Annotated in this window: 28 protein-coding genes; 10 read left to right on the top strand and 18 right to left on the bottom strand. The window is 73.5% G+C overall.

Translation table 11 applies throughout. From position 1 onward, the window contains the following. Positions 1 to 93: 93 nt before the first annotated feature. On the top strand, positions 94 to 750 hold the full coding sequence (locus tag DT076_RS15590) for a class I SAM-dependent methyltransferase (RefSeq protein ID WP_114127613.1): 657 nt from the start codon (positions 94 to 96) through the stop codon (positions 748 to 750). Between the two features lie 57 nt (positions 751 to 807). Here DT076_RS15590 and DT076_RS15585 read toward each other — a convergent pair whose 3' ends face one another. The 7 genes from DT076_RS15585 to DT076_RS15555 form a co-directional block, all read right to left on the bottom strand. Beyond that, positions 808 to 1,374, bottom strand: a complete 567-nt coding sequence (locus DT076_RS15585) for a GNAT family N-acetyltransferase (protein WP_114127612.1) — start codon at positions 1,372 to 1,374, stop codon at positions 808 to 810. A gap of 41 nt (positions 1,375 to 1,415) precedes the next feature. Beyond that, entirely contained in the window at positions 1,416 to 1,760 is a 345-nt protein-coding gene (locus DT076_RS15580; RefSeq protein ID WP_114127611.1) for an HIT family protein, read from the bottom strand. 369 nt (positions 1,761 to 2,129) lie between these two features. Continuing rightward, on the bottom strand, positions 2,130 to 2,564 hold the full coding sequence (locus DT076_RS15575) for a hypothetical protein (protein WP_147264165.1): 435 nt from the start codon (positions 2,562 to 2,564) through the stop codon (positions 2,130 to 2,132). 225 nt (positions 2,565 to 2,789) lie between these two features. Then, positions 2,790 to 2,957, bottom strand: a complete 168-nt coding sequence (locus tag DT076_RS15570; RefSeq protein ID WP_114127609.1) for a DUF3117 domain-containing protein — start codon at positions 2,955 to 2,957, stop codon at positions 2,790 to 2,792. A gap of 57 nt (positions 2,958 to 3,014) precedes the next feature. Continuing rightward, complete coding sequence (locus DT076_RS15565; RefSeq protein ID WP_147264164.1) at positions 3,015 to 3,467, bottom strand: SRPBCC family protein; 453 nt, start codon at positions 3,465 to 3,467, stop codon at positions 3,015 to 3,017. A 2-nt stretch (positions 3,468 to 3,469) separates the two neighbouring features. Beyond that, positions 3,470 to 4,054 (bottom strand): DNA-3-methyladenine glycosylase I, encoded by a 585-nt coding sequence (locus tag DT076_RS15560; RefSeq protein ID WP_325048377.1) that lies wholly within the window; start codon positions 4,052 to 4,054, stop codon positions 3,470 to 3,472. Further along, on the bottom strand, positions 4,045 to 4,413 hold the full coding sequence (locus tag DT076_RS15555; RefSeq protein ID WP_114127607.1) for a DivIVA domain-containing protein: 369 nt from the start codon (positions 4,411 to 4,413) through the stop codon (positions 4,045 to 4,047). The genes DT076_RS15560 and DT076_RS15555 overlap by 10 nt, the downstream gene beginning before the upstream one ends. Positions 4,414 to 4,479: 66 nt before the next feature. Here DT076_RS15555 and DT076_RS15550 point away from each other — a divergent pair, with 66 nt between their 5' ends. Continuing rightward, on the top strand, positions 4,480 to 4,683 hold the full coding sequence (locus DT076_RS15550) for a heavy-metal-associated domain-containing protein (protein ID WP_114127660.1): 204 nt from the start codon (positions 4,480 to 4,482) through the stop codon (positions 4,681 to 4,683). 39 nt (positions 4,684 to 4,722) lie between these two features. Then, complete coding sequence (locus DT076_RS15545; protein ID WP_114127606.1) at positions 4,723 to 5,709, top strand: phosphotransferase family protein; 987 nt, start codon at positions 4,723 to 4,725, stop codon at positions 5,707 to 5,709. 9 nt (positions 5,710 to 5,718) lie between these two features. Here the strand turns inward: DT076_RS15545 and DT076_RS15540 are convergent, their stop codons facing one another. Beyond that, on the bottom strand, positions 5,719 to 6,534 hold the full coding sequence (locus DT076_RS15540) for an LOG family protein (protein ID WP_407642738.1): 816 nt from the start codon (positions 6,532 to 6,534) through the stop codon (positions 5,719 to 5,721). A gap of 91 nt (positions 6,535 to 6,625) precedes the next feature. Between DT076_RS15540 and ligD the strand changes: the two genes are divergently transcribed. Then, complete coding sequence (ligD, locus tag DT076_RS15535) at positions 6,626 to 8,629, top strand: non-homologous end-joining DNA ligase (RefSeq protein WP_114127604.1); 2,004 nt, start codon at positions 6,626 to 6,628, stop codon at positions 8,627 to 8,629. Positions 8,630 to 8,636: 7 nt separating this feature from the next. Here the strand turns inward: ligD and DT076_RS15530 are convergent, their stop codons facing one another. After that, complete coding sequence (locus DT076_RS15530; protein ID WP_114127603.1) at positions 8,637 to 9,503, bottom strand: serine protein kinase RIO; 867 nt, start codon at positions 9,501 to 9,503, stop codon at positions 8,637 to 8,639. Positions 9,504 to 9,674: 171 nt separating this feature from the next. Continuing rightward, the gene (gene dapE / locus DT076_RS15525; protein ID WP_114127602.1) at positions 9,675 to 10,742 is read right to left on the bottom strand and encodes a succinyl-diaminopimelate desuccinylase; all 1,068 of its coding nucleotides are present in this window, start codon (positions 10,740 to 10,742) and stop codon (positions 9,675 to 9,677) included. A gap of 62 nt (positions 10,743 to 10,804) precedes the next feature. On the opposite strand from dapE, the gene DT076_RS15520 reads away from it, so the two are divergent. The 4 genes from DT076_RS15520 to DT076_RS15505 all read left to right on the top strand — a co-directional run bounded on the left by DT076_RS15520 (position 10,805) and on the right by DT076_RS15505 (position 14,017). Beyond that, positions 10,805 to 11,470: a DUF6226 family protein gene (locus DT076_RS15520; RefSeq protein ID WP_114127601.1), complete on the top strand. Its 666-nt coding sequence runs from the start codon at positions 10,805 to 10,807 to the stop codon at positions 11,468 to 11,470. Between the two features lie 13 nt (positions 11,471 to 11,483). Next, on the top strand, positions 11,484 to 12,068 hold the full coding sequence (locus tag DT076_RS15515; protein ID WP_199539221.1) for an HAD family hydrolase: 585 nt from the start codon (positions 11,484 to 11,486) through the stop codon (positions 12,066 to 12,068). Positions 12,069 to 12,127: 59 nt separating this feature from the next. Further along, positions 12,128 to 13,048, top strand: a complete 921-nt coding sequence (dapD, locus tag DT076_RS15510) for a 2,3,4,5-tetrahydropyridine-2,6-dicarboxylate N-succinyltransferase (protein ID WP_114127599.1) — start codon at positions 12,128 to 12,130, stop codon at positions 13,046 to 13,048. An 87-nt stretch (positions 13,049 to 13,135) separates the two neighbouring features. Continuing rightward, the gene (locus tag DT076_RS15505; RefSeq protein ID WP_114127598.1) at positions 13,136 to 14,017 is read left to right on the top strand and encodes a hypothetical protein; all 882 of its coding nucleotides are present in this window, start codon (positions 13,136 to 13,138) and stop codon (positions 14,015 to 14,017) included. Here the strand turns inward: DT076_RS15505 and DT076_RS15500 are convergent. After that, positions 14,004 to 14,891 carry a sigma-70 family RNA polymerase sigma factor gene (locus DT076_RS15500; protein WP_114127597.1) on the bottom strand — a complete coding sequence of 296 codons (888 nt, stop codon included), beginning with the start codon at positions 14,889 to 14,891 and terminating at the stop codon, positions 14,004 to 14,006. The genes DT076_RS15505 and DT076_RS15500 overlap by 14 nt on opposite strands. A 92-nt stretch (positions 14,892 to 14,983) precedes the next feature. On the opposite strand from DT076_RS15500, the gene DT076_RS15495 reads away from it, so the two are divergent. Next, positions 14,984 to 15,280 (top strand): hypothetical protein, encoded by a 297-nt coding sequence (locus tag DT076_RS15495; RefSeq protein ID WP_114127596.1) that lies wholly within the window; start codon positions 14,984 to 14,986, stop codon positions 15,278 to 15,280. Between the two features lie 18 nt (positions 15,281 to 15,298). On the opposite strand, the gene DT076_RS15490 is transcribed toward DT076_RS15495, so the two are convergent. From DT076_RS15490 to DT076_RS15470, 5 genes are read right to left on the bottom strand one after another with little or no spacing between them, the layout of a single operon-like run. Beyond that, the gene (locus DT076_RS15490) at positions 15,299 to 16,042 is read right to left on the bottom strand and encodes an SDR family NAD(P)-dependent oxidoreductase (RefSeq protein WP_114127659.1); all 744 of its coding nucleotides are present in this window, start codon (positions 16,040 to 16,042) and stop codon (positions 15,299 to 15,301) included. Between the two features lie 2 nt (positions 16,043 to 16,044). Beyond that, entirely contained in the window at positions 16,045 to 16,890 is an 846-nt protein-coding gene (locus tag DT076_RS15485; protein ID WP_114127595.1) for a fumarylacetoacetate hydrolase family protein, read from the bottom strand. Next, positions 16,887 to 17,906, bottom strand: coding sequence for an aldo/keto reductase (locus tag DT076_RS15480; protein WP_114127658.1), 1,020 nt, complete (start codon positions 17,904 to 17,906; stop codon positions 16,887 to 16,889). The genes DT076_RS15485 and DT076_RS15480 overlap by 4 nt, the downstream gene beginning before the upstream one ends. Then, positions 17,906 to 18,784: an amidohydrolase family protein gene (locus tag DT076_RS15475; RefSeq protein ID WP_158548166.1), complete on the bottom strand. Its 879-nt coding sequence runs from the start codon at positions 18,782 to 18,784 to the stop codon at positions 17,906 to 17,908. Before DT076_RS15475 ends, DT076_RS15480 begins: the two co-directional genes overlap by 1 nt. Next, entirely contained in the window at positions 18,781 to 20,088 is a 1,308-nt protein-coding gene (locus tag DT076_RS15470) for an enolase C-terminal domain-like protein (RefSeq protein ID WP_114127593.1), read from the bottom strand. Before DT076_RS15470 ends, DT076_RS15475 begins: the two co-directional genes overlap by 4 nt. Before the next feature lie 89 nt (positions 20,089 to 20,177). On the opposite strand from DT076_RS15470, the gene DT076_RS15465 reads away from it, so the two are divergent. After that, complete coding sequence (locus DT076_RS15465; RefSeq protein WP_114127592.1) at positions 20,178 to 20,885, top strand: FadR/GntR family transcriptional regulator; 708 nt, start codon at positions 20,178 to 20,180, stop codon at positions 20,883 to 20,885. 25 nt (positions 20,886 to 20,910) lie between these two features. On the opposite strand, the gene DT076_RS15460 is transcribed toward DT076_RS15465, so the two are convergent. Both DT076_RS15460 and DT076_RS15455 read right to left on the bottom strand, forming a co-directional pair. Next, complete coding sequence (locus DT076_RS15460) at positions 20,911 to 21,678, bottom strand: LmeA family phospholipid-binding protein (protein WP_114127591.1); 768 nt, start codon at positions 21,676 to 21,678, stop codon at positions 20,911 to 20,913. Continuing rightward, positions 21,671 to 23,926 (bottom strand): MMPL family transporter, encoded by a 2,256-nt coding sequence (locus DT076_RS15455; RefSeq protein WP_114127590.1) that lies wholly within the window; start codon positions 23,924 to 23,926, stop codon positions 21,671 to 21,673. Before DT076_RS15455 ends, DT076_RS15460 begins: the two co-directional genes overlap by 8 nt. Between the last annotated feature and the right edge of the window lie 24 nt (positions 23,927 to 23,950).

The following is a 23,950-nucleotide window of genomic DNA, read 5'->3' as shown; positions in this document are numbered from 1 at the left end:
GGCGTGCTTCACGTCGAAGCTGGCCTGTGGTGAGCACCTCTCGGCCGGCTGCCTGTTCCCAGGAGTCTGCGGAGCGTCCTATCGTCCAGCCCCATGACCGAGCGCTGGCTCTCCACCACCCGCAGCTCCTACGACGCCGATGCCGCCGGCTACGCCGAGCAGGTGCGTGGTCTGCTCGATTGCAACCCCTACCTGCGAGCCTCTCTGGCGCTGTTCGCCGAGCTCGTGCGCGACGCCGGCGGCGGGCCGGTCGTCGACGTCGGCTGCGGCCCGGGCTACGTCACCCGCCACCTCAACGACCTCGGTGTCGACGCGTCCGGTATCGACCTGTCGCCCGAGATGGTCGCTCTCGCCCAGCGCGACTACCCGGGCCTGCAGTTCAGCGTCGGGACGATGACGGATCTCGACCTGCCCGACGCCTCGGTCACCGGCGTGCTCGCCTTCTGGTCGGTGATCCACGTGCCTGACCACGCCGTCCCCGGGGTGTTCGCCCAGTTCCACCGGGTCCTCCGACCCGGCGGTCCGTTGCTGGTGGGCTTCCACGTCGGTGCCGAGAAGCGTCACACCGCCGAGGGCTACTCGGGTCGCCCGGTCGACGTTGACAGCTACCGTCGGCGGCCGGACCAGGTGGCCGGGTGGCTGCGGCAGGCGGGTTTCGCCGTCGAGGCCGAGCTGGTGATGCGACCGGACGAGGAGGTTCCGGGAGCGATCATCATCGCCAGGAACGCTGAAGGCCTACCAGCGGATTGAAGTCAGCTGACCACCTACGTGCCATTCACGTGATGGTCGTCCCGCAGGACGATCGACTCACGGTGATGCCCGATCCGTCGGGACCTGGCGGTAGAGCGCAAAGGGTGCTCTGGCATGCAGACCGGGCTGGCCCTCGACCAGCCCCTCGCGGTAGATGACGCCCGAGCTCTCCAGGCCGAGGCGGCGCATGACCGCTACCGAGGCGAGGTTGTGCACCTCGGTGAAGGCGACGACCGGAAAGTCGGGGAAGAAGGTCGCCGCCCAACCAAGGGCAGCTCGCCCGATCTCGGAGGCATAGCCGCGGCCGGTCAACTCGTCGCGCACCACCCAGCCCACCTCGAGCACAGTCTTGTCGCCGAGGACCACGCGACTGAGCCCGCCACGACCGACCAGCGTGCCGTCCGAGCGGTCGTGTGCGACCCACTTCCCGACGCCGTCACTGGCCCAACGGTCTGCCATGTCTTGCGCCCATGCTCGAACATCGAGAGGCGTCCAAGGCCCGGTCCAGTGGTCGACTAGCGGATCGCTGTAGAGGCGCTCCAGGTCGTCGGAGTGTTCGATGCCGATCGGCGTCAGCAGCAACCGGTCGGTCAGGACCGGATCAGTTCCCTCTGCCGGAGCCACATCGACATCTAACCGCCTCGGTGGACTGGAGAGCGTGGCCGCTACTGCTTCGCGTCACCGGATGCGACGTGCACATGCAGGTGCTTGGAGTCCTGGTACCGGCCGAGATTGGTGAGCACCATCGCCGCACCGTGCTGTTGCTCAACCTGTCGGGCGACTTCGCGGACCGTGGTGAGCAGATCAGCCAGCAGCGTCGCGTCCGCGCCCCCCAGGTCGGTCAGGGACGGGACATGCACCTTGGGCACCACGACGATGTGCACCGGCCAATGGGGCCTGGTGTGGTGGTAGGCGAGGACGTTGCTGCTCTCAGCGACGACGTCGAGCTGGCTCGGGTCAGCAAGGGCGATGTCGCAGTAGAAGTCGTCCCCGTCATGGTCATCCACCATTTGCTGATCCTGCCACGCTCGCTGCCCAGACCCCGAGGTGGCGTTCCGCCCGGGCTTCGGCGGGATCACCGCCACGAGGACGACAGCGACGCGTCGGTCGCCCGCCTCCGGCTCCTTGATCGCTCAGATCCAGTTGCCCCTCATCGTCGCCGTCCGCTCGTCGGCGCCCAGTCCCGGTCTTCCGGCGGCACTACATGCTGCACCGGTCGATTCGGGAACGGTCGGGACCGGGAGGACTGCCCGCGCTCGTCGGGCTAGTCGAGGCATGAAGTCAGCCAGCTCAGCGACGTCGATTGCCCGCACGCAGGTCGAGGTAGTGAGCGCACGTGCACAGGAGCGCTGTGCTGGTGTTCCGCCGGGTCATCCGCTTCACGTCCCGGGCCAGATGGGCACGGCGCGGGAAGCGGCTGCAGCCAGCATCTCGCCGTCGAGCTCGTGGCTGGTCTGGTCGATGCCGTACGCCGGCCACTGGCAGACGACCCGGAGCGGGCCTGGCGGAGGCAGCGGCCACAGCCAGTAGTCGCGGTCAGCGGCCTGGGGACCACCACCGCCGCCTCCGCCCGACAGGACGGGGTGGCTCGGGAGGTCGCTGCCACCGGACCAGGGCACCCGTGCCCCGACATTGGTGGCGCGTCGTCCGTCGGCGAACTCGAAGCCCCACTTGAGCCGGTCGCGGGCCCACTGGCCGTCGTCGTCATGACGGGGTGGCTCGCCAAACAGCCCGTCGTTGAGATCGAACCGCCTCGTCCGCACGCGGCTCCGGACGCTGAGGGTCATCGCCAGACCGACGGGGAAGGCGCGCATGCCGGTCAGCATGGGATCGGGCCCAGATCCGGCCCGGCCCTCGTCGATGTGCAGAACGGCCGATGGAACCGACAGCCGTCGCACTCCGGTTCGAACAGCCATCCCGACCCGGTTACCGGACGGCGCAGGGCCGGGCACGACGACGGCCGACGCCCCCGGTCGTCCCGGGTGCGCCGGCCGTCGGTGCGGTCGGAGGGGTGCGGGCACCCCGGCGGGGGTCGGCGATCAGCCGACCACACCCTGCAGCGCGCCGGCCAGCTCCTCGGCCTCCTGGGCGTTGAGCTCCACGACGAGTCGACCGCCACCCTCGAGCGGGACCCGCATCACGATGCCCCGGCCCTCCTTGGTGACCTCCATGGGACCGTCGCCGGTGCGGGGCTTCATTGCAGCCATGCCAACCTCATCTCTGTTCGTGGGACGGGGCCATTATCCCGCACGGGGAGACCTGCGTCATACCGACACCCGTCCGGCCAGCTCCGACAGCGAGCGCAGGCTGCCGCGCAGACCGACGCGCAGCGCAGGCCCGGAGAGTGGGGCGAGGGCCACCGCGGGGGCCGGGCCGGACACCTCCTCCAGGCTGGTGATGCGGGTCCCCTGGCCGTCGCTGACCAGCGTGAACCGGCCCAGCCCGCGGAAGAACGGGCCCAGGTGCTCGACCTCCAGCAGGTAGCCCGGCACCGTCCGGGTGACCCGCATCCGGTCCACCAGCCCACGCCGGCGCTCCCCCCAGCCGGGCCGGCTGACCGCCTCGACCAGGTCACCGACCTGCGACCCGTCACCCTCCAGCACCCGGACGCTGGTCAGCGGGATCCAGCGGTGCTGGCCCTCCCAGTCGCTGAGCACCGACCAGAGCTGCTCGGGCCGGGCCGGGCTGTGGTGCTCGACCTGCAACCGGTACGCCATGGTCACTTCCCCGGCTCGACGTGGCAGTCGACCAGGTGGTCGTCGACCAGACCGACGGCCTGCATCAGGGCGTAGGCCGTGGTGGGGCCGACGAAGCGCAGCCCGAGCCCCTTGAGCTCCTTCGCCAGCTGCTTCGAACGGACGGTCTGCGCCGGCACCTCGGCCAGCGTCACCGGTCGCGGACGGCCCGGCTCGGCGAAGGAGAGGACCGTCGCGGCGAAGCGCTCCCCCGCCGCCACCACCGCGCGGGCGTTGTCGACGGCCGCCTCGATCTTCAGCCGGTTCCGCACGATCCGGGCATCGGCCAGCAGCCGGGCCACGTCGTCGGCGTCGAAGGCGGCCACCTTCTCGGGGTCGAAGCCGGCGAAGGCGTCCCGGAAGCCCTCGCGCTTGCGCAGGATGGTCAGCCAGCTCAGCCCGGACTGGAAGGCCTCCAAGGTCAGCCGCTCGTACAGCCCGCTGGTGCTGGTGACCGGACGTCCCCACTCCTCGTCGTGGTAGCGCACGTAGTCGGGGGTGGACAGGCCCCACGGGCAGCGCAGCAGGCCGTCCTCGCCCCGGACGGCCCCCGAGGCGGTCACCTCCACGGCCGCTCGACGTCCTCGGGCATCGGTGCGGGCGGGGAGACCGGTGCGGGCGGGGACGCCGGGGTGGACGGTGCCCGCCGGGCCAGCGTCTCCTCCAGCTCGGCGATCCGGGCGTCGCGCCGGTCCAGCTCGTGGGCGAGCCGGTCGACCACCTCGTCCACCTGGTCCATCCGGTAGCCGCGCAACGCGGTGGAGAACCGCAGGGCCTCCACGTCGCGACCCGACCACGACCCGGCCGGCAGCTCCGGGGTGAAGGTGTCGTGCACCGGCTCCTCGGCCATGCCGCCGAACCGGCCGGCAGCGGCGACCGCGCCGACGGCGAGCACGCCGACGGCCACCACCAGCAGCACCCACTCCATGGCGGCGATCGTAGCCACACCGGTCGGCACCGGGTGACGGCTCTCCCGGTCGCCTACGCTGGCGCGGTGAGCACGAGCACCTGGACCGTCACCGGCATGACCTGCGAGCACTGCGTCGCCTCCGTCACCGAGGAGGTCGGCGGGCTCCCCGGAGTCCGCTCGGTCGACGTCGACCTGGCCTCGGGTCAGGTCGAGGTCAGCAGCGAGGCGCCGCTGCCGCGCGAGCAGGTGGCCGCCGCGGTCGAGGAGGCCGGCTACACCCTCGTCTGAGGGCCGCGCTCCTCCTGCCGCACGGGGCAGGATGTCGCCGTGCAGCTCACATCGATCAAGCGTGAGGCAGCGGCCTTCCAGCGCCCCTTGTCCGCTGGGCAGATCGAGGCGATCTGCGCCCGGACGCTTCCCGGCGGCACCGTCCTCCGTGCCGAGGAGCTGGGTCTCGGCACCTTCAACACCACCTACCGGCTGGATCTCGACGACCGGAGCGTCGTGCTCCGCGTGGCGCCATCGCCCACGACGGCCGGCGTCGAGCACACGATCGGCCTCCGCAACGAGTACGCAGCGGCCCCGTACCTGGCCGGACTGGGCGACCTGGTGCCATCGATCATCGCGGCCGACTTCACCCGCGAGCTGGTCGACCGCGACTACCTGGTCCAGACCCTGCTCCCCGGACGGCCTGCGCCGGAGGTGCTGGCGCGGTTCCCCCGGGCCCGGTGGGCCGTCTTCTACCGACAGCTCGGGACAATCACCCGCCGCATCCACGCCGTCCGGGGCACGAGCTTCGGACCGGTGGCCGACCCGCGTTCCGCCACCTGGAGCGCCGCTCTCGTCGAGCACTTCGCCTCCGAGGTACACCTCTACCGGGAGGCCGGCCTGGATGCCACGGCCGTCGAAGTCGTCGGAGGCTTCGTCGCCGCGCGGGCCGACCTCTTCGACGCCGTCGAGCCCAGGCTGCTCCACGGAGACCTCTGGCACGTCAACCTCCTGCTCGACCCCGACGCTCCGGAACCGACGATCACCGGCCTGATCGACACCGACCGCGCCAGCTGGGGAGACCCGTGGGCGGACTGGACCATCACCATGGCGAGAAAGCGGCCGGGGACCGAGCGCGACGCCTTCTGGCAGGGCTACGGCGCCCAGCCGAGCGACCCGGACAGCATCACCCGGCAGCTCGTCTACGACGCCCGCGGACTCATCGACAGCCGGCTCGACATCCACCGCCGGGGTCTCGACCTCGACGAGATACCCCGGCAGTTCTGGGACCTTGCACCGCTGGTGCGCGCCCTCACCGGACGGTGATCGCCCCGCTCAGGACTCGGTCTCGGCGGTGCCGGCGCGCTCGGTGAGCTCGGGGACGCGGTGGTTGACGATGATGTCGATGGCCTCGTCGACGTCGTCGGTGAGCTGGAGCAGGTCGACGTCGCGGGGGCTGATGCAGCCCTCCTCCAGCAGCCGGTCGCGCACCCAGTCGACCAGGCCGCTCCAGTAGCGCGTGCCGAAGAGCACCACCGGGAAGTTGGTGACCTTCTGGGTCTGCACCAGGGTGAGGGCCTCGAACAGCTCATCCAGGGTGCCGAACCCGCCGGGCATCACCACGAAGCCCTGGGAGTACTTGACGAACATCGTCTTGCGGGCGAAGAAGTAGCGGAAGTTGATCCCGAGCGTGACGTGGTCGTTGAGGCTGCTCTCGAAGGGCAGCTCGATGCCGAGCCCGATGGAGGTGCCGCCGGCCTCGGCCGCGCCCTTGTTGGCCGCCTCCATGATCCCCGGCCCGCCGCCGGTGATCACCGCGTATCCGGCCCGCACCAGCCGGGCCGCGATCTCCTCCGCGACGGCGTACATCGGGTGGTCGGCCCCCAGCCGGGCCGAGCCGAAGACCGAGATGGCCGGACCGGTCTCCGCCAGCGTCCCGAAGCCCTCGACGAACTCGGACTGGATCCGCAGCACCCGCCACGGGTCGGAGTGCACCCAGTCGGTCGGGCCGCGGCTGTCGAGCAGCCGCTGGTCGGTGGTGCTCTGGTCCTCCCGGCGTCGCTCCACCGGGCCCTGCCGGTGCCGGGCGACGCGGCGGGACTCCACCGGCGCGGGTCCGGTGGACGGGTTGCGCGGCTCGGGGGTGCTCACTGGGCCCTCCTGGGACGGTCTGCGGCGCTGCTGGTCACGCGCACACCCTAGGAGACGCCCGCCGGGCTCGGGGACGGGCCATGATGGGCCCATGCCTGCCCAGGGTCAGCAGATCACCGTCGACGGCCGCACGCTGAGGCTGACCAACCTGGACAAGGTGCTGTTCGCCGAGACCGGCACCACCAAGGGCGAGATGCTGCACTACTACAGCGAGATCGCCCCGCTGCTGCTGCCCCAGCTGCGGCGGCGTCCGTGCACCCGCAAGCGCTGGCCCGAGGGCGCCGGTGGCAGCGGGCGGGAGCTGGTGTTCTTCACCAAGAACCTCGACTCCGGGACGCCGGACTGGGTGCCGCGGGTGCGGGTCGAGCACTCCGACCGCCCGGTCGACTACCCGGTCGTCGGCGACGTCGCCACGCTGACCTGGCTGGCCCAGCTGGCCGCCGTCGAGCTGCACGTGCCGCAGTGGCGTTTCGACGACGACGACACCCCGGGCCACCCCGACCGCCTGGTGCTCGACCTCGACCCCGGCCCCGGTGTCGGGCTCGCCGAGTGCGCGCTGGTGGCCCGCAGCGCCCGCGACCTGCTGGCCGAGGTCGGGCTCGCCTCGGTGCCGGTGACCAGCGGCAGCAAGGGCATCCACCTCTACGCCGCCCTGGACGGCGAGCGGACCAGCGAGGAGGCCAGCGACCTGGCCCGCCAGATCGCCGGCGTGCTGCAGCGGATGCACCCCGACCTCGTCATCGCGGTGATGCGGCGCAGCGAACGGGTCGGCAAGGTGTTTATCGACTGGAGCCAGAACAACGCCGCCAAGACCACCATCGCGCCGTACTCGCTGCGCGGCCGCGGACGCCCGTGGGTGGCCGCCCCGCGCATCTGGGAGGAGCTGGACGAACCCGACCTCACCCACCTCGAGCTGGCCGAGGTGCTCGAACGGGCCGCCACCATGGACGACCCCATGGCCGCACTCCTCGACGACCCCGCCGACGAGCATCCGACCCGACCCCGGCACCCGAGCCGATCTCAGCTCCCGACCCGAGCCCGACGCCCTGAGCCCGTCGAAGGGCGGTCCGCCGACCCTCCCGCCGACACCGAGGACGCACCCGCCCCGCTGCCGGCCCTTTCCCCGATGATGGCCAGCTCCCCCCGCGGCCGCACCGCCGCGTTCACCGAGACCGGCGACTGGGTCTTCGAGATGAAGTGGGACGGCGTCCGGGCGCTCGTCGCGGTGGACGCCGACGGCGCGCAGCTGACCTCGCGGCGCGGGCTGGCGATGAGCGCCACCTACCCCGAGCTGGCCCGCGACCTGGCGGCGCTGGCGGGACGCCGGGTGGTGCTCGACGGCGAGGTGGTCGCCCTCGACGAGCAGGGCCGTCCCAGCTTCGAGCGGCTGCAGCACCGGATCAACCTCACCCGTCCCTCCGACATCAGCCGGGCGATGACGTCCACGCCGGTCCAGCTGCTGCTGTTCGACCTGCTGGTGCTCGACGGCGAACCGGTGGTCGACCGGCCGCTGGAGGAGCGGCGCACGGCGCTGGAGGAGCTGGTGCAGGGCACGGCGGGCCTGGGCCCGCGGGTGCAGGTGCCGCCGGTGCTCGGGCAGGACTTCGAGACCGCGATGGAGGTGAGCCGCGGTCTCGGCGGGGAGGGGCTGGTGGCCAAGCGCTGCGGGTCGCGCTACACCCCCGGGCTCCGCTCCGAGCAGTGGATGAAGGTGAAGAACATCCGCACCCAGGACGTCGTCGTGGTCGGCTGGACCGAGGGCCGCAACGGCCGCACCGGCGAGATCGGCGCGCTGGTGCTGGCCGTGCAGGGCGAGGACGGGCTGCACTACGTCGGCAAGGTCGGCAGCGGGTTCAGCCAGCGCTCGCTGCGGGAGGCAGCCGGCCTGCTCGAGCCGCTGGCCCGCGCCGAGGCACCGGTGGGCGACGTCCCCCGGGCCGACGCGGCCGGGGTGCACTGGGTGGATCCGCTGCTGGTCGGCGAGGTGCACTACATGGACTGGACCGACGTCCGCCGGCTGCGCCACCCCACCTGGCGGGGGTGGCGGCCCGACGTGCTGCCCGAGGACGTCCGCGCCGAGCAGCCCCTCCCCTGACGCCCGTTCACCACAGCGCCGCGACCAGCCGTCCGAAGAGGTCCTCGGCGTCGACGTCCAGGCCGCGGCGAGCGAACCAGTCGCCGACGTTGCGGCAGTCGCGGTGCAGCAGCTCCATGCCGTTGGGGTTGACGGTGACGTCGACCACCTGCGGCAGGTCGATGACGACGACCCGCGAGCCGGCCAGCAGCAGGTTGTAGGGCGAGAGGTCGCCGTGGGCCAGTCCGAGGGAGGCCATCCGCTCCATCGCGTCGACGACCTGGTCGTACCAGCCGCGGAGCTCCTCCCGGGTGCCGCGGCAGTCGGCCAGCCGCGGTGCGGCCTCCCCGTCGACCGCGATGTACTCCATGAGGATCTCGGTGCCGTCGACCTGCACCGGGTACGGCACGCTGACCCCGGCCTGCCACAGCCGGACCAGGGTGTCCCACTCGGCCTGGGCCCACTGCCCGGCCGCGACGGCACGCCCGTGGCTCGAGCGCCGGGCGAGCGCGCGGGCGTCCCGGCTGTTCCGGGTGCGCCGGCCCTCGGTGTAGACGGTCGAGCGCTGGAAGTCGCGGTGGCTGGCGTCGAGGTAGCGCTTGGCCACCAGCAGCGAGTCGCGGTCGGGGTCGCTGGGGACGGCTCGGCGCAGCAGGTGGCAGACGGCCTCCTTGCCGCTCTTGAGCACGCCGAGCTCGGTGTCGACGGCGGCGTCGGCGGTGACCACCCAGGAGGGGCGGGGCTCGGGGCCGCGGCTCAGCCGGGTGACCGAGGTCCAGGTGGACCAGCGGCCCTCGGGCGGGTCCTCAACGGTGACCCAGTCGACGGGACGGGGCGCGGGGTCAGCGGGATGCGGGTTGGCCGGGGTGTCCGGCCGGGCGGTGTGTTCGGGCACGGGTGGAGCTCTCCCAGTTCGGGTGGGGTGGCACGCGGAGCGTGCACGCGGTGGTGGGCACTGCTCGACCTCCTCCCGGACTGGGGCCCCCGCGGGCCCGGCACGGACAGCGTGACCGGACCGGCGCTCAGGTGTCCACGGGTTTTCGTGGCACCGCTGTGCCGGCCGGGCTCAGCTCAACCAGCGGCGCAGGGCGTCGGCGCAGGTGCGGAGGTCGGCCACCGGGCAGAACTCGTCGTCGGCGTGGGCCTTGCTGGGGTTGCCGGGGCCGAAGTTGACCGCCGGGACGCCGAGGGCGGAGAAGCGGGCGACATCGGTCCAGCCGAACTTCGCCTGCGGCTCACCACCCACCGCGGCGAGGAACTGCGCGGCGGCCGGGCGGTCCAGCCCGGGGCGGGCACCGGGTGAGAGGTCGGTGACCTCCACCGGGAGCGGGGCGAAGAAGTCGGTGACGAAGGCGACCGCCTCGTCCTCGCTGCGGTCGGGGGCGAAGCGGAAGTTCACCTCGACCACGCACCGGTCGGGGATGACGTTGCCGGCGATCCCGCCGCTGATCCGCACCGCGTTGAGGCCCTCGTGGTAGCGCAGCCCCTCCACCTCGACCTGGCGCGGCTGGTAGTCCCGCAGCCGCTGCAGCACCTCCGCGGCGTCGTGCACGGCGTTGTGCCCCATCCAGGCCCGGGCGGAGTGGGCGGCGGTGCCGGTGAGGGTGATCTCGACGCGCAGGGTGCCCTGGCAGCCGCCCTCGACCCGGGCGTTGGACGGCTCCCCCAGCACCGCGAAGGACCCCTCCAGCCACTCCGGGTGGGTGCGGGCCACCCGGCCGAGCCCGTTGCGCTCGGCCTCGACCTCCTCGTTGTCGTAGAAGACCCAGGTGACGTCGCGGGTGGGCTCGGCCAGCTCGACCGCGAGCGCCAGCTGCACCGCCACCCCGCCCTTCATGTCGCAGGCGCCGCGGCCCCAGACCGCGTCCACGCCGTCGACCTCGCGACGCTGCGAGGGCAGGTTGCCCGCGACCGGCACCGTGTCGAGGTGCCCGGCGACCACCACCCGCTCCTCGCGCCCGAGCTGGGTGCGGGCCACCACGGTGTCGCCGTCGCGGAGCACCTCCAGGTGCCCGCAGCCGCGCAGCACCCGCTCCACCTCGTCGGCCAGCGGCCCCTCGGCCCCGCTCACCGACTCCAGGTCCATCAGCTGCTGCAGGAGGTCGGGCAGATCGGCGCGGGGGTCGAGGCTCATGCCGCGACCCTAGGGCAGAGAACTCAGACGACACCGCCGGCCGGACGGACTACCGTGCTGCGGTGACCGGCTACCGACGTCCAGCGCTGGACGCCCCCGAGGTGCGGGACTCCTCGGGTCGGGTCGTCCCGTTCGGACGCCGGTGGCAGCACCTCGCCGGGCCGCCGGAGGAGCTGTACGGCGTGGACCGCCACCCGGAGCGGTTCGAGCCGCTGCACCGGGTCGCGGACGCCGTGGTCGAGCACCTGGTGAGCACGTACCGGGTTGGGGTCGAGCCGGCGGCGCTCCAGCGGCGCGGACCGCTGGACACCGAGGAGATGCTGCGCACCGTCCGGCTCCAGCCGGCGACGCCGGACGCCTCCGGTCTGACCGTCGCCTGGAGCCGCTACCCGGGGCTCCGGCTCGAGTGGGGCCACCTCGGCCGGGCCGCCTACCCGCAGTGCGGCTGCGAGGCCTGCGACGAGACGTGGGAGTCGGCGGCCGACGAGCTCGAGGAGGACGTCTTCGCCCTGGTCGAGGGACGCTACGGCGAGCACCTGACCGAGCTCGACGGCCGTCCGGCCACCGGCACCGTGGTGGTCGACCCGGTCGGCTCCCCCGTACGGAGCAGCCGCACCAGCTCCGACCTGACGCCGCGGGCCCGGGCCGAGCTCGGGCGGCACCTCGCCCGGCTGCCGGACGGTCGCTGGCCGGCCTGGCCGCGGCGGGACGCCGACCCCACGGCCTGACAGGGTGCTTCCCGTGCGCTGCCTGCTGCTCGACCTCGACGGGGTGCTGCGCCACTGGGATCCCGACATCATCGCCGGCGCGGAGCGGCGGGCCGGCCTGCCCACCGGCGCCCTGGCCGCCGCCGCCTTCGAACCCGAGCTGCTCGCCCGGGTGGTCACCGGCGCCGTCGACGACCCGAGCTGGCGGCGGTGCGTCACCGAGCGCCTGGTGCGGGAGCACGGACCACGGGCGGCCGGGGCGGTGGCCGAGTGGTCGGCGCCGGCCGGCGCGGTCGACCGCGAGGTGCTCCAGGTGGTGCGCGAGGTCCGCCGCACGGCCGAGGTCGCCCTGCTGACCAACGCCACCAGCCGGCTGCGCGACGACCTGGCCGCCCTCGGCCTGCTCGACGAGGTGGACCACGTCCTCAACAGCAGCGAGCTCGGGGTCGCCAAACCGGACCCACGGGTGTTCGCCGCAGCGGCCGAGCGGGTGGGGCACCCGCTGGAGGCCTGCTGGTTCGTCGATGACACGCTGCCCAACGTCGAGGCGGCCCGGGAGGTGGGGCTCCGGGCCCACCACCACACCACGGTCGACGCCCTGCGCGCGTTCCTCGGCTGAGCGCGGTCACCGGTCGTCGGCGTCGGTGGATGTCAGGCCGCTCCACTACCCTCACGCCCATGGCAGAGACACGGACCGCGCACGGCTGGGGACTGGCGACGACGACCGAGGACGGGCAGGTGCTGGACGTCTGGTTCCCCGCGCCGGTGCTCGGCACGGGCACTGCCGAGGCACCGGCCGAGCTGGTCCCGACCACCGACGCCACCCGCCGGGTGCGCACCGAGGTGGTCGAGGTCGCCATCGACCTGGACGCCGCCCCGGCCAGCACCGCCGACGCCTACCTGCGGCTGCACCTGCTGAGCCACCGGCTGGTCCGGCCCAACACGGTCAACCTCGACGGGCTGTTCGCGGTGCTCCCCAACGTCGTCTGGACGACCGCCGGCCCCTGCGCGGTGGAGGGCTTCGAGTCGGTGCGGGCGGCGCTGAGGGCCCGTGACGACCACGTCACGGTGCTCGGGGTGGACAAGTTCCCCCGGATGGTCGACTACGTGGTGCCCTCCGGCGTCCGGCTGGCCGACGCCGACCGGGCCCGTCTCGGCGCCCACCTCGCCCCCGGCACCACCGTGATGCACGAGGGCTTCATCAACTTCAACGCCGGCACGCTCGGCTCCTCCATGGTGGAGGGCCGGATCAGCCAGGGCGTGGTGGTCGGCGACGGCTCCGACATCGGCGGTGGCGCCTCGATCATGGGCACCCTGTCCGGCGGCGGCACCGAGGTGGTCTCGATCGGCGAGCGCTGCCTGCTCGGCGCCCAGTCCGGGCTGGGCATCGCGCTCGGCGACGACTGCGTGGTCGAGGCCGGCCTCTACCTCACCGCCGGCACCAAGGTGCTGCTGCCCGACGGCGCGGTGGTCAAGGCCCGCGAGCTGTCCGGGGCCAGCGGGCTGCTGTTCCTGCGCAACTCCCAGACCGGGGTGGTGGAGGCCCGGCCCCGAGCCGGCAAGACCTTCCTGCTCAACGAGGCGCTGCACGCCAACTGACCCTGCGCCGCGCGACCGGGCCGGGTTGACCACCTCGGGCAGAATCGGGCTGCTCGCCCGACCGTGGGCCCCGATCCCGAGGACCAGATGACCGACGACCACCCGCGCCGGGGCGCCACCGCCGTCGGCTGCCTCGTCGTGCTGGCGCTGGTGCTGGCCGTGGCCGGCGGCGGCTACGCGCTGGTGCGCTCCCGCGGGGTGCTCGAGCCACCCCCGCCGCAGACGCGGTGCGTGGCGACCGCCGGGGAGCGCTCGGTGACGCTGACGCCGGACCAGGCCCACTACACCGCGATCATCACCGGGGTGTCGGTACGCCGCGGGCTGGCCCCGCGCGCCGCCTCGATCGCGATGGCGACGGTCTACCAGGAGACCGACATCCGCAACCTCGACTGGGGTGACCGCGACTCGGTCGGGCTCTTCCAGCAGCGCCCCTCCCAGGGCTGGGGCACGGTCGAGGAGATCCTCGACCCGCACTACGCGACGGGACGCTTCTACGACGCGCTGGTGCAGGTCGACGGCTGGGAGAGCGGTGACATCAACGACGTCGCCCAGGCCGTCCAGCGCAGCGGCTACCCCGAGGCCTACCGCGACCACGAGGCCGACGGCCGGGTGCTGGCCAGCGTGTTCACCGGCCACTCCCCCGCCGGGCTGCGCTGCGCGCTCGGTCCGCTGACCGGCGCCGACCCCGACGCGCTGGTCGTCTCCCTCACCGAGACCCTCGGCGACCTCGACACCGACCTGCGCGAGGCGGGCGAGGACGGCCCGGCGGTGCTCGAGGTCGACACCGACGCCGACGCCACCGCGTGGGCGGTCGCCTCGCACGCGCTGGCCGAGGCCGCCCGCCACGGCGTCACCACCGTCGCCGTCGGCGACAGGGTGTGGCAGCACGACCCGGAGGCCCTCACCGGCTGGGAGCCGTCGGAGGAGGACCTCGGCCGGACCGTCCGGATCACCTTCACCATCGGCTGACGGACCGGCCCGTGGCATCGGAGGCGGCGAGGTGGTCCGGGTCGGCGAGGACGTCGATGGCGGAGATCCTCCCGTCCACGACGGTGAAGGCCATCACCGAGAAGGGCTCGCCGCCCGGGGCCACGACGACACCCACCACGCCGGTGGCCGCGTCGACCAGCACGACGCGGGCGCTGGGAGCCAGGCCGGCGTAGGTCCGGGTGCTGACGGCCACCGGCCGGGCGCCGCGGACGACCATCGACGCGCTCCGGCGGCGGCGACCGCCCTCGGAGCGCAGCACGACATCGGGGTGCATGAGCTCGACCAGCCGCTCGAAGTCGCCGTGGTGGGCGGCAGCGAGGAAGGCCTCGACCACCGCACGCTGGCGGGCGCCGTCGGCGTCGGGGACCGGCGCCCGACCCCGGACCTTGCGGCGGGCCCGGCTGACGAGCTGGCGGGTGGCCGCCGGGGTCTTGTCGATGACCGGCGCGATCTCGGTGAACGGCACCGCGAACACGTCGTGCAGCACGAACCCGAGCCGCTCCGCCGGGCCCAGGGCGTCCAGCACCACCAGCAGCGCCAGCCCGACCGAGTCGGCCAGCAGCGCCTGCTCCTCGGGCCCGGCGTCCACCGGTTCGGCCCCCTCCAGCGGGCCGAGCTCCTGCTCCCCGCGGGTGCGACGAGCCCGCAGCAGGTTGAGGCAGACCCGGGCGAGCACCGTGGTCAGCCAGCCGTCGAGGTTGTCGATCGTCCCGGCACCCTGACGCTGGAGTCTGAGCCAGGTCTCCTGGACGGCGTCGTCGGCCTCGCCGGTCGAGCCGAGCAGCCGGGAGGCCAACGCGTGCAGCCGGGGGCGCCGCTGCTCGAACTGCTCGGCCAGGTCCTCATCCACCATCGGTCACACTCCTCCGTCGCCGCGGGTCGATGGTGTGACCCCCCAGCAAGGGCCGGTGTGACACCGACCCACGACGACACAGGAGCCCTCCGATGATCATCATGACGATCCGCACCCAGGTGCGCCCCGAGCACGCGGCGGAGGTCGAGTCCGCCGTCGGTGGCTTCTTCGCCGCCCTGCGCCGCGAGGAGCTCGCCGGCATCCGCTACACCTCCTGCCGGCTCGCCGACGGCATCACCTACCTGACACTGCTCGAGCTCGCCGACGGGGTCGAGAACCCGCTGCCCACCCTGCCCGAGTTCGCGGTGTTCCAGGACGGCATCCGTCGCTGGGCGGCCGCCCCGCCGGTGGCCGAGCGGTGGAGCGTCGTCGCCCGCTACGAGGGCTGAGCCCGCATCCGGGCCGGCTCAGAGCGGCCGCAGCCGCAGCCCCTGCATGCCGCCGTCGACGGCGAGCTCGACGCCGGAGGTGGAACCGCTCAGCGGGCTGGCCAGGTAGGCGATCGCCTGGGCGACCTCGTCGGCGCTGACCAGCCGCCCGTGCGGCTGGCGGGCCTCCAGTGCGGCGCGCTCGGCGGCCGGGTCGTCGGCGCGTTCCAGCAGCCGGGCCACCCACGGCGTGTCGGCGGTGCCCGGGTTGACGCAGTTCACCCGGATCCCCTCCCGCAGGTGGTCGGCGGCCATCGCCCGGGTGAGCGCGGAGACCGCGCCCTTGCTCGCCGAGTACAGCGCCCGCTGCGGCAGCCCGGCGGTCGCCGCGATCGAGGAGGTGTTGACGATCGCCGCCGACGGCGAGCGGCGCAGGTGCGGCAGCGCCGCCCGGGCCACCCGGACCATGCCGACGACGTTGACGTCGAGCACCCGGTGCCACTCGGCGTCGTCGTTGCCGGTGATGTCACCCTGGGCGCCGATGCCGGCGTTGTTGACGACGACGTCCAGCCGTCCGTGCTCGGCGACCACCGCCGCCACCGCCGCCTCCACCGACGCCGTGTCGGTGACGTCGACGCGGTGCGAGGCGAACCGCTCCGACGGCTGCAGGTCGAGCACGGCGACGGTGGCCCCGCGCTCGGCGAGCACCTCCGCCGTGCGCGCCCCGATCCCGGACGCGCCGCCGGTGACGACGGCGACCAGACCCTCGAACTCGGCTGCCACGCTCACTCCCCGCTCCGGTAGCTCTGGCGCTGGCGTCCGAGACCGTCGATCTCCAGCTCCACCACGTCACCCGGGGCCAGGTAGGGGAACCGCCCCGACAGCGCGACCCCCTCCGGGGTGCCGGTGAGGATGAGGTCGCCCGGCTCCAGCGTCATGTACCGGCTCAGGTCACGGACCAGGTCGGCGACGGAGAAGACCATGTCGGCGGTGCTGGAGTCCTGCCGCGGCTCGCCGTTGACCCAGCTGCGCAGCCGCAGCCCGGTCGGGTCGACCTCGTCGGCGGTGGCCACCCAGGGCCCGAGCGGGAGGAACCCGCGGCAGCACTTGCCCTTGCTCCACTGCCCGCCGCTCTCCTCGATCTGGAAGGTGCGCTCGGAGAGGTCGTTGGCCAGCACGTAGCCGGCCACGTGCGCCAGCGCGTCGTCCTGGGGGCCCAGGTTCGTCGCCTCGCGCCCGATGACCACGCCGAGCTCGACCTCCCAGTCGGTCTTGGTGGAGCCGCGCGGGATGGTCACCTCGTCGTCGGGTCCGGCCAGGGTGGCGGGGCTCTTGAGGAAGATGATCGGACGCTCCGGCGGCGCGGAGCCGCTCTCGGCGGCATGCGCGGCGTAGTTCATGCCGATGCAGATCAGGGCGCCGCCGCGGGGCAGCGCCGCCCCGACCCGTTCGCCCTCGACGCTGGTGGCGGGCAGGGTGCCGGCGCGGGCCGCCTCGGCCAGCCGGGCCGGGCCGTCGGCCCAGAAGTCGAGGCCGTAGTCGGCCACCGCCCCGCTGGCGTCGTAGTGCTGCCCGTCGACCTCGACGACGGGACGCTCCCGGCCCCGCTCGCCGACCCTCATCATCCTCATGCCTGTGCCTCTCCCTCGGTCTCGTCGTCCCAGCTCATCGTCCAGCGGGAGCCGCCCACCAGCCCCCGCTCGTTCAGCTCCTCGAACAGCGCCTCCGGGACGTCCTGCGCGGCGAGCGCGAGGTTCTCCCGCACCTGCCCGGCGTCCTCCACCCCCAGCGCCACCGCGGTCACCCAGTGCTCGCGGAGCGGGAAGGCGATCGCGGCCGCCGGCAGCGTGGTCCCGTGCTCACGGCAGACCGCCGCGATCGCGCGGGCCCGCTCGAGGACGTCCGGCGTCACCGGGGCGTAGTCGAAGTGGGTGTCCGCGCCGGGCTCCTCCACGGCCAGCACGCCGGAGTTGAACACCCCGACCGCGACGACGGCGACCCCGGTCTCGTCGCAGGCGGCGAACAGCTCGTCGCCCTCCTGGCGCAGCAGGGTGTGCCGGCCGGCCATCATCATCACGTCGGCGTCGGTCTCCCGGGCGATCCGGGCCAGCGCCGGGGCCTGGTTCATGCCGGCGCCCCAGGCCCGGATCAGGCCCTCGTCGCGCATCCGGGACAGCTCGGGCCCGCCCTCGGTCAGCGCCTGCTCGAGGTGGTCGTCGCAGTCGTGCAGGTAGACGATGTCGATCCGGTCCAGGCCCATCCGCTCCAGCGACTCCTCCACGCTGCGGCGCACGCCGGCGGCGCTGAAGTCCCAGACCCGGACCAGGTCGTCGGGCACCTCGAACAGGTCGCTGTCGCGTCCGCGGGCGTCGGGGTTGGGCCGCAGCAGCCGTCCGACCTTGGTGGAGACGACGACCTCGTCCCGCGGCAGCTGCTGCAGCGCGCGGCCCAGCCGGCGCTCGGACAGCCCGAGCCCGTAGTGCGGGGCGGTGTCGAAGTAGCGGATGCCGCCCTCGAAGGCGGTGACGACCGCCTCGGCGGCACCGTCGTCGCCGACCTCGCGGTAGAGGTTGCCGAACGGGGCCGTGCCCAGCCCGATCCGGCTCAGCTCGATCCCCCGCGACTGCAGTCGTGTCGTGATCTCCATCAGCGCTCCCACCGGTAGATGCGTGCCGCGGTGCCGGTTAGCACCGCGGTCCTCTCCTGCGGCGACGTACCCGCCAGCGCGTCGTCGACCAGCTCGAGCCACTCCGTCCAGCCGGTCGACGCCGAGACCGGCCAGTCCGAGCCCACCACGCAGCGGTCGGGGCCGAACAGCTCGAGCGCCTGCTGCAGGTACCAGGGCGCCTGCTCGGCCAGCGGCACGCCGGGGGCCGCCTCGGCGGCCAGCCCCGAGAGCTTGCACACCACCTGCGGCTGCGCGGCGAGCCGGGCGAGCGCAGCACGCCAGGCGTCCCGGCGGGCGGGCTCGGCCAGCGGCGGCTTGCCGAGGTGGTCCAGCACGCAGCGGGTGCCGGGCACCCGGGCCACGAGGTCGGCGCCCGCGTCCAGCTGGTCGGCGGTGACGCAGACGTCGAAGGTCAACCCGCGCTCCCCCAGCAGCCGCAGCCCGGCGACCAGCTCGTCGGAGGCGAGCAGCGCGGCCGGCTGGCCCTGCAGCAGCCGCCGGATGCCGACCACCAGGGGCTGCTCGGCCAGCGCGTCGAGGTGACGGGCCAGCCCGGGCTGCTCGACCGGGGCGAAGGCGACCACCCCGACCAGGTCGACCCCGAGCGCGCGTCCGGCCCCGGCCTGCTCGCTCACCCAGACGACCTCATCCAGGGCCTGCTCGTCGCGGCAGTCGGCCTGCACCATCACCGACCGGGTGGCCGGCACCTCCCGGGCAGCCTCGGCGACGTCGTGGGTGCGGTCGAGGCGCCGTCCGGTGCCCGCCGCGGTGGCACCGGACAGCCACGGGTAGTCGAGCCGGTCGACGTCCCACAGGTGCAGGTGGGTGTCGGTGACCGGCTCGCCCACGCCGCTCACCGCGCCTCCGCGGCGGCCCGCTCGCGCCAGTAGCTGCCGTCGGGGAAGGAGTGGCTGGCCAGGGTCTCGGCCCGGATCTCGGCCGAGTAGCCCGGCTGGCTCGGCAGCACGTAGGCGCCGTCGCGCACCACGCACGGGTCGACGAAGTGCTCGTGCAGGTGGTCGACGAACTCGGTAACCCGGCCGGTCAGATCACCCGAGACGGCCACGTAGTCGACGATCGACAGGTGCTGCACCAGCTCGCACAGGCCGACCCCGCCGGCGTGCGGGCAGACCGGCACGCCGAACTTCGCCGCCATCAGCAGCACCGCGACGATCTCGTTGACGCTGGCCAGCCGGCAGGCGTCGATCTGGCAGAAGTCGATCGCCTCGGCCTGCAGCAGCTGCTTGAACAGCACCCGGTTCATGCCGTGCTCTCCGGTGGCGACCCCGACCGGCGCCACCTGCCGCCGGATGGCGGCGTGGCCGAGCACGTCGTCGGGGCTGGTGGGCTCCTCGATCCAGTGCAGGTCGAACTCCGCCAGCGCCCGCACCCACTCGACCGCCTGGCCCACGTCCCACACCTGGTTGGCGTCGATCATCAGGTGACCCTGGGGTCCGAGCACCTCCCGTGCGATGGCCAGCCGGCGCTTGTCCTCGGCCAGGTCGCGGCCGACCTTGAGCTTGATGTGGGTGTAGCCCTGGTCGACGGCCTCCTGGGCCAGCCGGCGCAGCTTCTCCTCGGAGTAGCCGAGCCAGCCCGCGGAGGTGGTGTAGCAGGGGTAGCCGGTGCGCTCCAGCTCGGCGATCCTCTCCTGACGGGTCGGCTCCTGGCGGCGCAGCAGCTCCAGCGCCTCCTCGGCGGTGAGGACGTCGCTCAGGTACTGCAGGTCGGCCACCTCGACCAGATCCTCGGGCGTCATCTGCGCCAGCAGCCGCCACAGCGGGACGCCGGCCCGGCGCGCCGCGAGGTCCCACACCGCGTTCATCACCGCCGCCATCGCCAGGTGCACCGCGCCCTTCTCCGGGCCGAGCCAGCGCAGCTGGGAGTCGGTCTTGAGCTCGCGGTAGAGCGCGGTCGGGTCGAGCGTGCCGGCGTCCCGGCCCACCAGCCGGTCGGCCCAGGCGCGGATCGCGGCGCACACCACCTCGTTGCCGCGGCCGATGGTGAAGGTGAAGCCGCATCCGTACAGGGGCCCGTCGGTGACGATGCGGAGGTAGGCCGCGGAGTAGTCGGCGTCGACGTTCATCGCGTCCGAGCCCGCGGCGTCCAGCGAGGTGGGGAACCTCAGGTCGTGGACTTCGATCTCCGTGATCGTCGACATGGTGCTCCTCGTGCTCGGCGTGCGGTGGTCTGGGCGACCCGCCGCTCGGACTCTAGTAAAGATCGGATGAATCCACCACACTGGCTCCCATGAGTGACCAGCGTTCCCAGACCGACGTGGTCCTGCACGCGGTGCAGGAGATGATCGCCTCGGGCCGGCTGCGGCCGGGCGACCGGCTGCCGGTGGAGAAGGACCTGGCCGAGGAGCTGCAGGTCTCGCGCGGGTCGCTGCGCGAGGCGGTCCGGGCGCTGTCGGCGCTGGGGGTGCTGCAGACCCGGCAGGGGGCGGGCACCTACGTCACCAGCCTGGCGCCGGACCGGCTGCTCGGCGGGCTGGGGTTCTGGGTGCGGCTGCAGGCCGGGGACGAGGCCGAGCACGCCCACAGCGTCCGGCGGGCGCTGGAGGTGGAGTCGGTGCAGCGCGCGGCGGTGCGCTTCACCGCCGAGCACGCCGCACGCGGACGGGCCATCCTCGACGACGCGCACGCGGCGATCTTCGCCGACCAGGTCGACCACGAGCGGGCGATGCAGGCCGACCTGGAGCTGCACCGGCTGATCGCCGAGGCGGCCGAGAACCCGGTGCTGGCGGCCCTCATCGACGCCATGTCGGCGCCCACCCTGGCCACCCGGTGGCAGGCGCTGTTCAACTCCCCGCGGCTGCACGACACGCACCGCGAGCACGAGGCCATCCTGGCCGCCTGCGTCGACCACTCCCCCCGCCGGGCGCGTAGCTGGATGGAGGTGCACCTCTACGGGGTGGAGGGGCTGCTGCCCGACGTGGCGGCCGACCCGGGGTAACGGATCGGGGCCCGGGTGTCGCCGTTCAGGGGTCCACCACCAGCCGCGAACCCTGGACCCGCACCACCACGTGGGTGGCGTCGGGGGCGACCTCGGTCACCTGCAACCCGAAGGGGAGCGTGTCGAGGGGGACGGTGAAGGTGAGTCGTTGCCCGAGCAGGAGCCGGTCCAGCGGGTCGAGCGCGCCGATGCCCTCGACCTGCGTGGGTGTCACCCGCACGCCGTCCCGGCCCGCGGACAGGGCCACCACGGCGGCGGCGTCCACCCGCTGGTCGAGCAGGTCGACCGTGCCGCTGACCCGCACGGTGTCGTCGTCGGCGGCGGACAGGGTCAGCGGTCGCCCGGTCTCGCGCAGGTAGGAGCTGAGGTCGCCGTAGGTCAGTGTGACGACGCTGCTCGCCCGACCGACGCCCACCTCGCGCAGGTCGCGGACCAGCACGTCGTGGAAGGGGATCCGGACGTCCTCCAGTTGCGCGTCGACCCGTTCGACCCGCAACGGCCCGGTGACGATCCCCTGCATGGACACGTCGACCGAACCGTAGGAGCCACGGATCACCTGCGGGAGGACGAAGGTGCCGTGCAGCTCCACCTCCGGGCGGTCCGAGACGCCGGTCGAGGCCTGGAGGTTGCGGGCCAGCAGGCTCTCCGCGCCGACCCGGACCGCCGCGTCCGCGCCCCAGAGCAGCGCGCCCAGACCCAGCAGGCTCGCCACCACCTGCAGGACGGTGGCGAGCCGCGGCACCGCCCGACGGCGCCGGTGGTGCGCGCTCCCCCGCGCCAGACGCTCAGCCACGACGGTCCTCGGCGACCTCGTCCGCGGCGGCCACGGCGTCGACGGTGATCCGCCGGCTCGGCCACCCGGCGGCCCGTCCGAGCAGGGTGAGGACGGCGGGGGTCAGCACCGGACGGATCACAAAGGTGTCCAGCAGCAGGCCGACCGCCATCGCCACGGCGATCTGGCGGAAGGTCGACAGCGGGATGATCGCCACCAGGACGAAGGTGCCGGCGAGGATGCCCCCGGCCGTCGTGATCGCGGCGGAGGAGCGGGGGACGGCCACCCGGAGCGCCTCGGCCAGCGGTCTGCGGCGGGCCTCCCGCCAGATGCCACCCACGGAGAACACGATGTAGTCCGCCCCGAGGGCGATCAGCAGCACGATGACGGCGAACGGGGCGTAGAACGTCAGTCCCTGGGCACCGAGGGCCTCCTGGAACAGCCACGTGGTCACCCCCAGCGCGGCGGTCACGGCCAGCAGGCTGGCGGCCAGCAGCACGACCGGAGCCACCACCGAGCGCAGGTACAGGCCCAGCAGCAGCAGCTCGACCAGCAGCGCCGCGACCACGGTCAGCCCCAGGCTCGTCCGGGTGAGCGAGACGAACTCGGAGGCGATCAGGGTCTGACCGGTCATCGCGGCGGCCCCGGTCAGACCGGCCTGCTCGACCAGTGCCGGCAGCCGCTGCTCGAGCGCCCGGGCGTCCGCGATGGCCGTCGCACCCAGCGGGTCGTTGTCGAAGACCACCAGGTAGCGGGCGGCGTCACCGCTGGCGGCGAGCACCACGCCGCGGCCCTCGTCCAACGGTGAGTCGCCGGGGCCGAGGACCGCGACCACCCCGCGCTGCTGGCCGAGCAGGTCCTGCAGCCGGCCGAGCTCGGGCCGCGCAGCCACCACGTCCGACTGCTCGATGAGGACCTCGGTGGGAGCCGACAGCCCCCGCAGCCCCACCTGGCCGAGCAGCTCGGCCCCCTCGACCACGCCGTCGTCCTCGGGCAGGCTCGCGGTGAACGACAGGTCCAGCCTCGCCTGCGTCGCGGGCAGGCTGGCCAGGGCGAGCAGCCCGACCACCGCCAGCACCGCCCCGACGGCGGGCCCACGGCGGGTGAGGACGGTGACCAGCGCGGTCGCCCGACGGTGGTCACCCCCGCCACCGCCCCCACGACGGTCCAGGACCGCCCGCCGGGAGCTCCGCACCGGCAGCACCGTGAACAGCCGCCAGCCGAGCAGCGTCATCAGCGCCGGTGTCAGGGTGAGGCTGACCGCGAGACCCACCAGCACGGTCAGGCCGAGGGCCGGGCCGAGGCCGCGGAAGATGGCGAACGGCGCCACCAGCAGGGCCAGGGTGCCCCCGGCCACGGTGAGCCCCGCCATGGCGACCACCGGTCCGTCGTGCTGCAGCACCCGCCGCACCGCCGTGACGGAGTCCTCCTCGTCGGCCAGCTCGTGGCGGAGCGAGGCGAAGAAGAGGACGCAGTAGTCGGTCACCACCCCCAGCAGCAGCGCCACCATCACCGGTTCCAGCTGGCTGGGGACGGCCACGCCGAGGGTCTCCGACACCCGGTCGAGCAGCAGGAAGTACACCAGGTAGCCCACGCCCGCGACCCCGAGCACCACCAGCGGAGCCAGCAGCGAGCGGAACACGCCCGCCACGACCAGCACGATGAGCAGCACGCTCGCCAGCTCGAACAGCGGCAGCCTGGCCTGCAGGTAGTCGTTCTGCGCGACCTGGGCCGGCACGAAGCCGGTGACGTGGGTCTGGACCTCGGCCTGGTTGTCGAAGTGCGCCGCGTACCGCGCGGCCAGCCGCGTGGACTGGGACAGCCCGGTCCCCTCGCTGAAGAAGAGGTAGGTGACGGTGGTGTCCGACCGTCCCGTGGGCACGGGGATCGCGGCGAGGAGCTGCCCGGTCCTCGGCTCCCCCGGTGCCTCCAGGACCTGCTGCGTGGTGCTGAGCGCCCACAGCAGGGAGTCCGCCTGGGTGAGCAGGCTGAGGCCGCCCGGCTGGTGCACCACCACGGTGGTGCCGGACAGCACCGGGACGTCGAACTGCTCCAGGACGCGTTCCTCCACCCGGACCACCGCGCTGTCGTCGGGGAGCAGGTCACCGAACCCGCTGCCGGGACCGGAGGGAGGGGACGGCACCACCACCGCCACGGTGGCGGCGGCCAGCCACAGGGCCAGCACCACCCATCGTCCGCTCGTCACCGCGAACCGGTACCGCCGGCCCAGCCCGGCCACCGCGGAGGTCAGGATGCGAGCTGCCCGCACGACCGACCCCCTTCACCCAGGGGC

The organism is Desertihabitans brevis, from assembly GCF_003327535.1.
Classification (GTDB): domain Bacteria; phylum Actinomycetota; class Actinomycetes; order Propionibacteriales; family Propionibacteriaceae; genus Desertihabitans; species Desertihabitans brevis.
This window is presented reverse-complemented; position numbering and strand designations above follow the sequence as displayed.

Bases quoted from the DNA above. Each gene is read 5' to 3' on its own strand.
- DT076_RS15590 (WP_114127613.1), top strand. From the start codon at position 94: ATGACCGAGCGCTGGCTCTCCACCACCCGCAGCTCCTACGACGCCGAT.
- DT076_RS15580 (WP_114127611.1), bottom strand. From the start codon at position 1,760: ATGGTGGATGACCATGACGGGGACGACTTCTACTGCGACATCGCCCTT.
- DT076_RS15575 (WP_147264165.1), bottom strand. From the start codon at position 2,564: ATGCGCGCCTTCCCCGTCGGTCTGGCGATGACCCTCAGCGTCCGGAGC.
- DT076_RS15570 (WP_114127609.1), bottom strand. From the start codon at position 2,957: ATGGCTGCAATGAAGCCCCGCACCGGCGACGGTCCCATGGAGGTCACC.
- DT076_RS15565 (WP_147264164.1), bottom strand. From the start codon at position 3,467: ATGGCGTACCGGTTGCAGGTCGAGCACCACAGCCCGGCCCGGCCCGAG.
- DT076_RS15555 (WP_114127607.1), bottom strand. From the start codon at position 4,413: ATGGAGTGGGTGCTGCTGGTGGTGGCCGTCGGCGTGCTCGCCGTCGGC.
- ligD (WP_114127604.1), top strand. From the start codon at position 6,626: ATGCCTGCCCAGGGTCAGCAGATCACCGTCGACGGCCGCACGCTGAGG.
- dapE (WP_114127602.1), bottom strand. From the start codon at position 10,742: ATGAGCCTCGACCCCCGCGCCGATCTGCCCGACCTCCTGCAGCAGCTG.
- dapD (WP_114127599.1), top strand. From the start codon at position 12,128: ATGGCAGAGACACGGACCGCGCACGGCTGGGGACTGGCGACGACGACC.
- DT076_RS15505 (WP_114127598.1), top strand. From the start codon at position 13,136: ATGACCGACGACCACCCGCGCCGGGGCGCCACCGCCGTCGGCTGCCTC.
- DT076_RS15500 (WP_114127597.1), bottom strand. From the start codon at position 14,891: ATGGTGGATGAGGACCTGGCCGAGCAGTTCGAGCAGCGGCGCCCCCGG.
- DT076_RS15495 (WP_114127596.1), top strand. From the start codon at position 14,984: ATGATCATCATGACGATCCGCACCCAGGTGCGCCCCGAGCACGCGGCG.
- DT076_RS15485 (WP_114127595.1), bottom strand. From the start codon at position 16,890: ATGAGGATGATGAGGGTCGGCGAGCGGGGCCGGGAGCGTCCCGTCGTC.
- DT076_RS15480 (WP_114127658.1), bottom strand. From the start codon at position 17,906: ATGGAGATCACGACACGACTGCAGTCGCGGGGGATCGAGCTGAGCCGG.
- DT076_RS15470 (WP_114127593.1), bottom strand. From the start codon at position 20,088: ATGTCGACGATCACGGAGATCGAAGTCCACGACCTGAGGTTCCCCACC.
- DT076_RS15465 (WP_114127592.1), top strand. From the start codon at position 20,178: ATGAGTGACCAGCGTTCCCAGACCGACGTGGTCCTGCACGCGGTGCAG.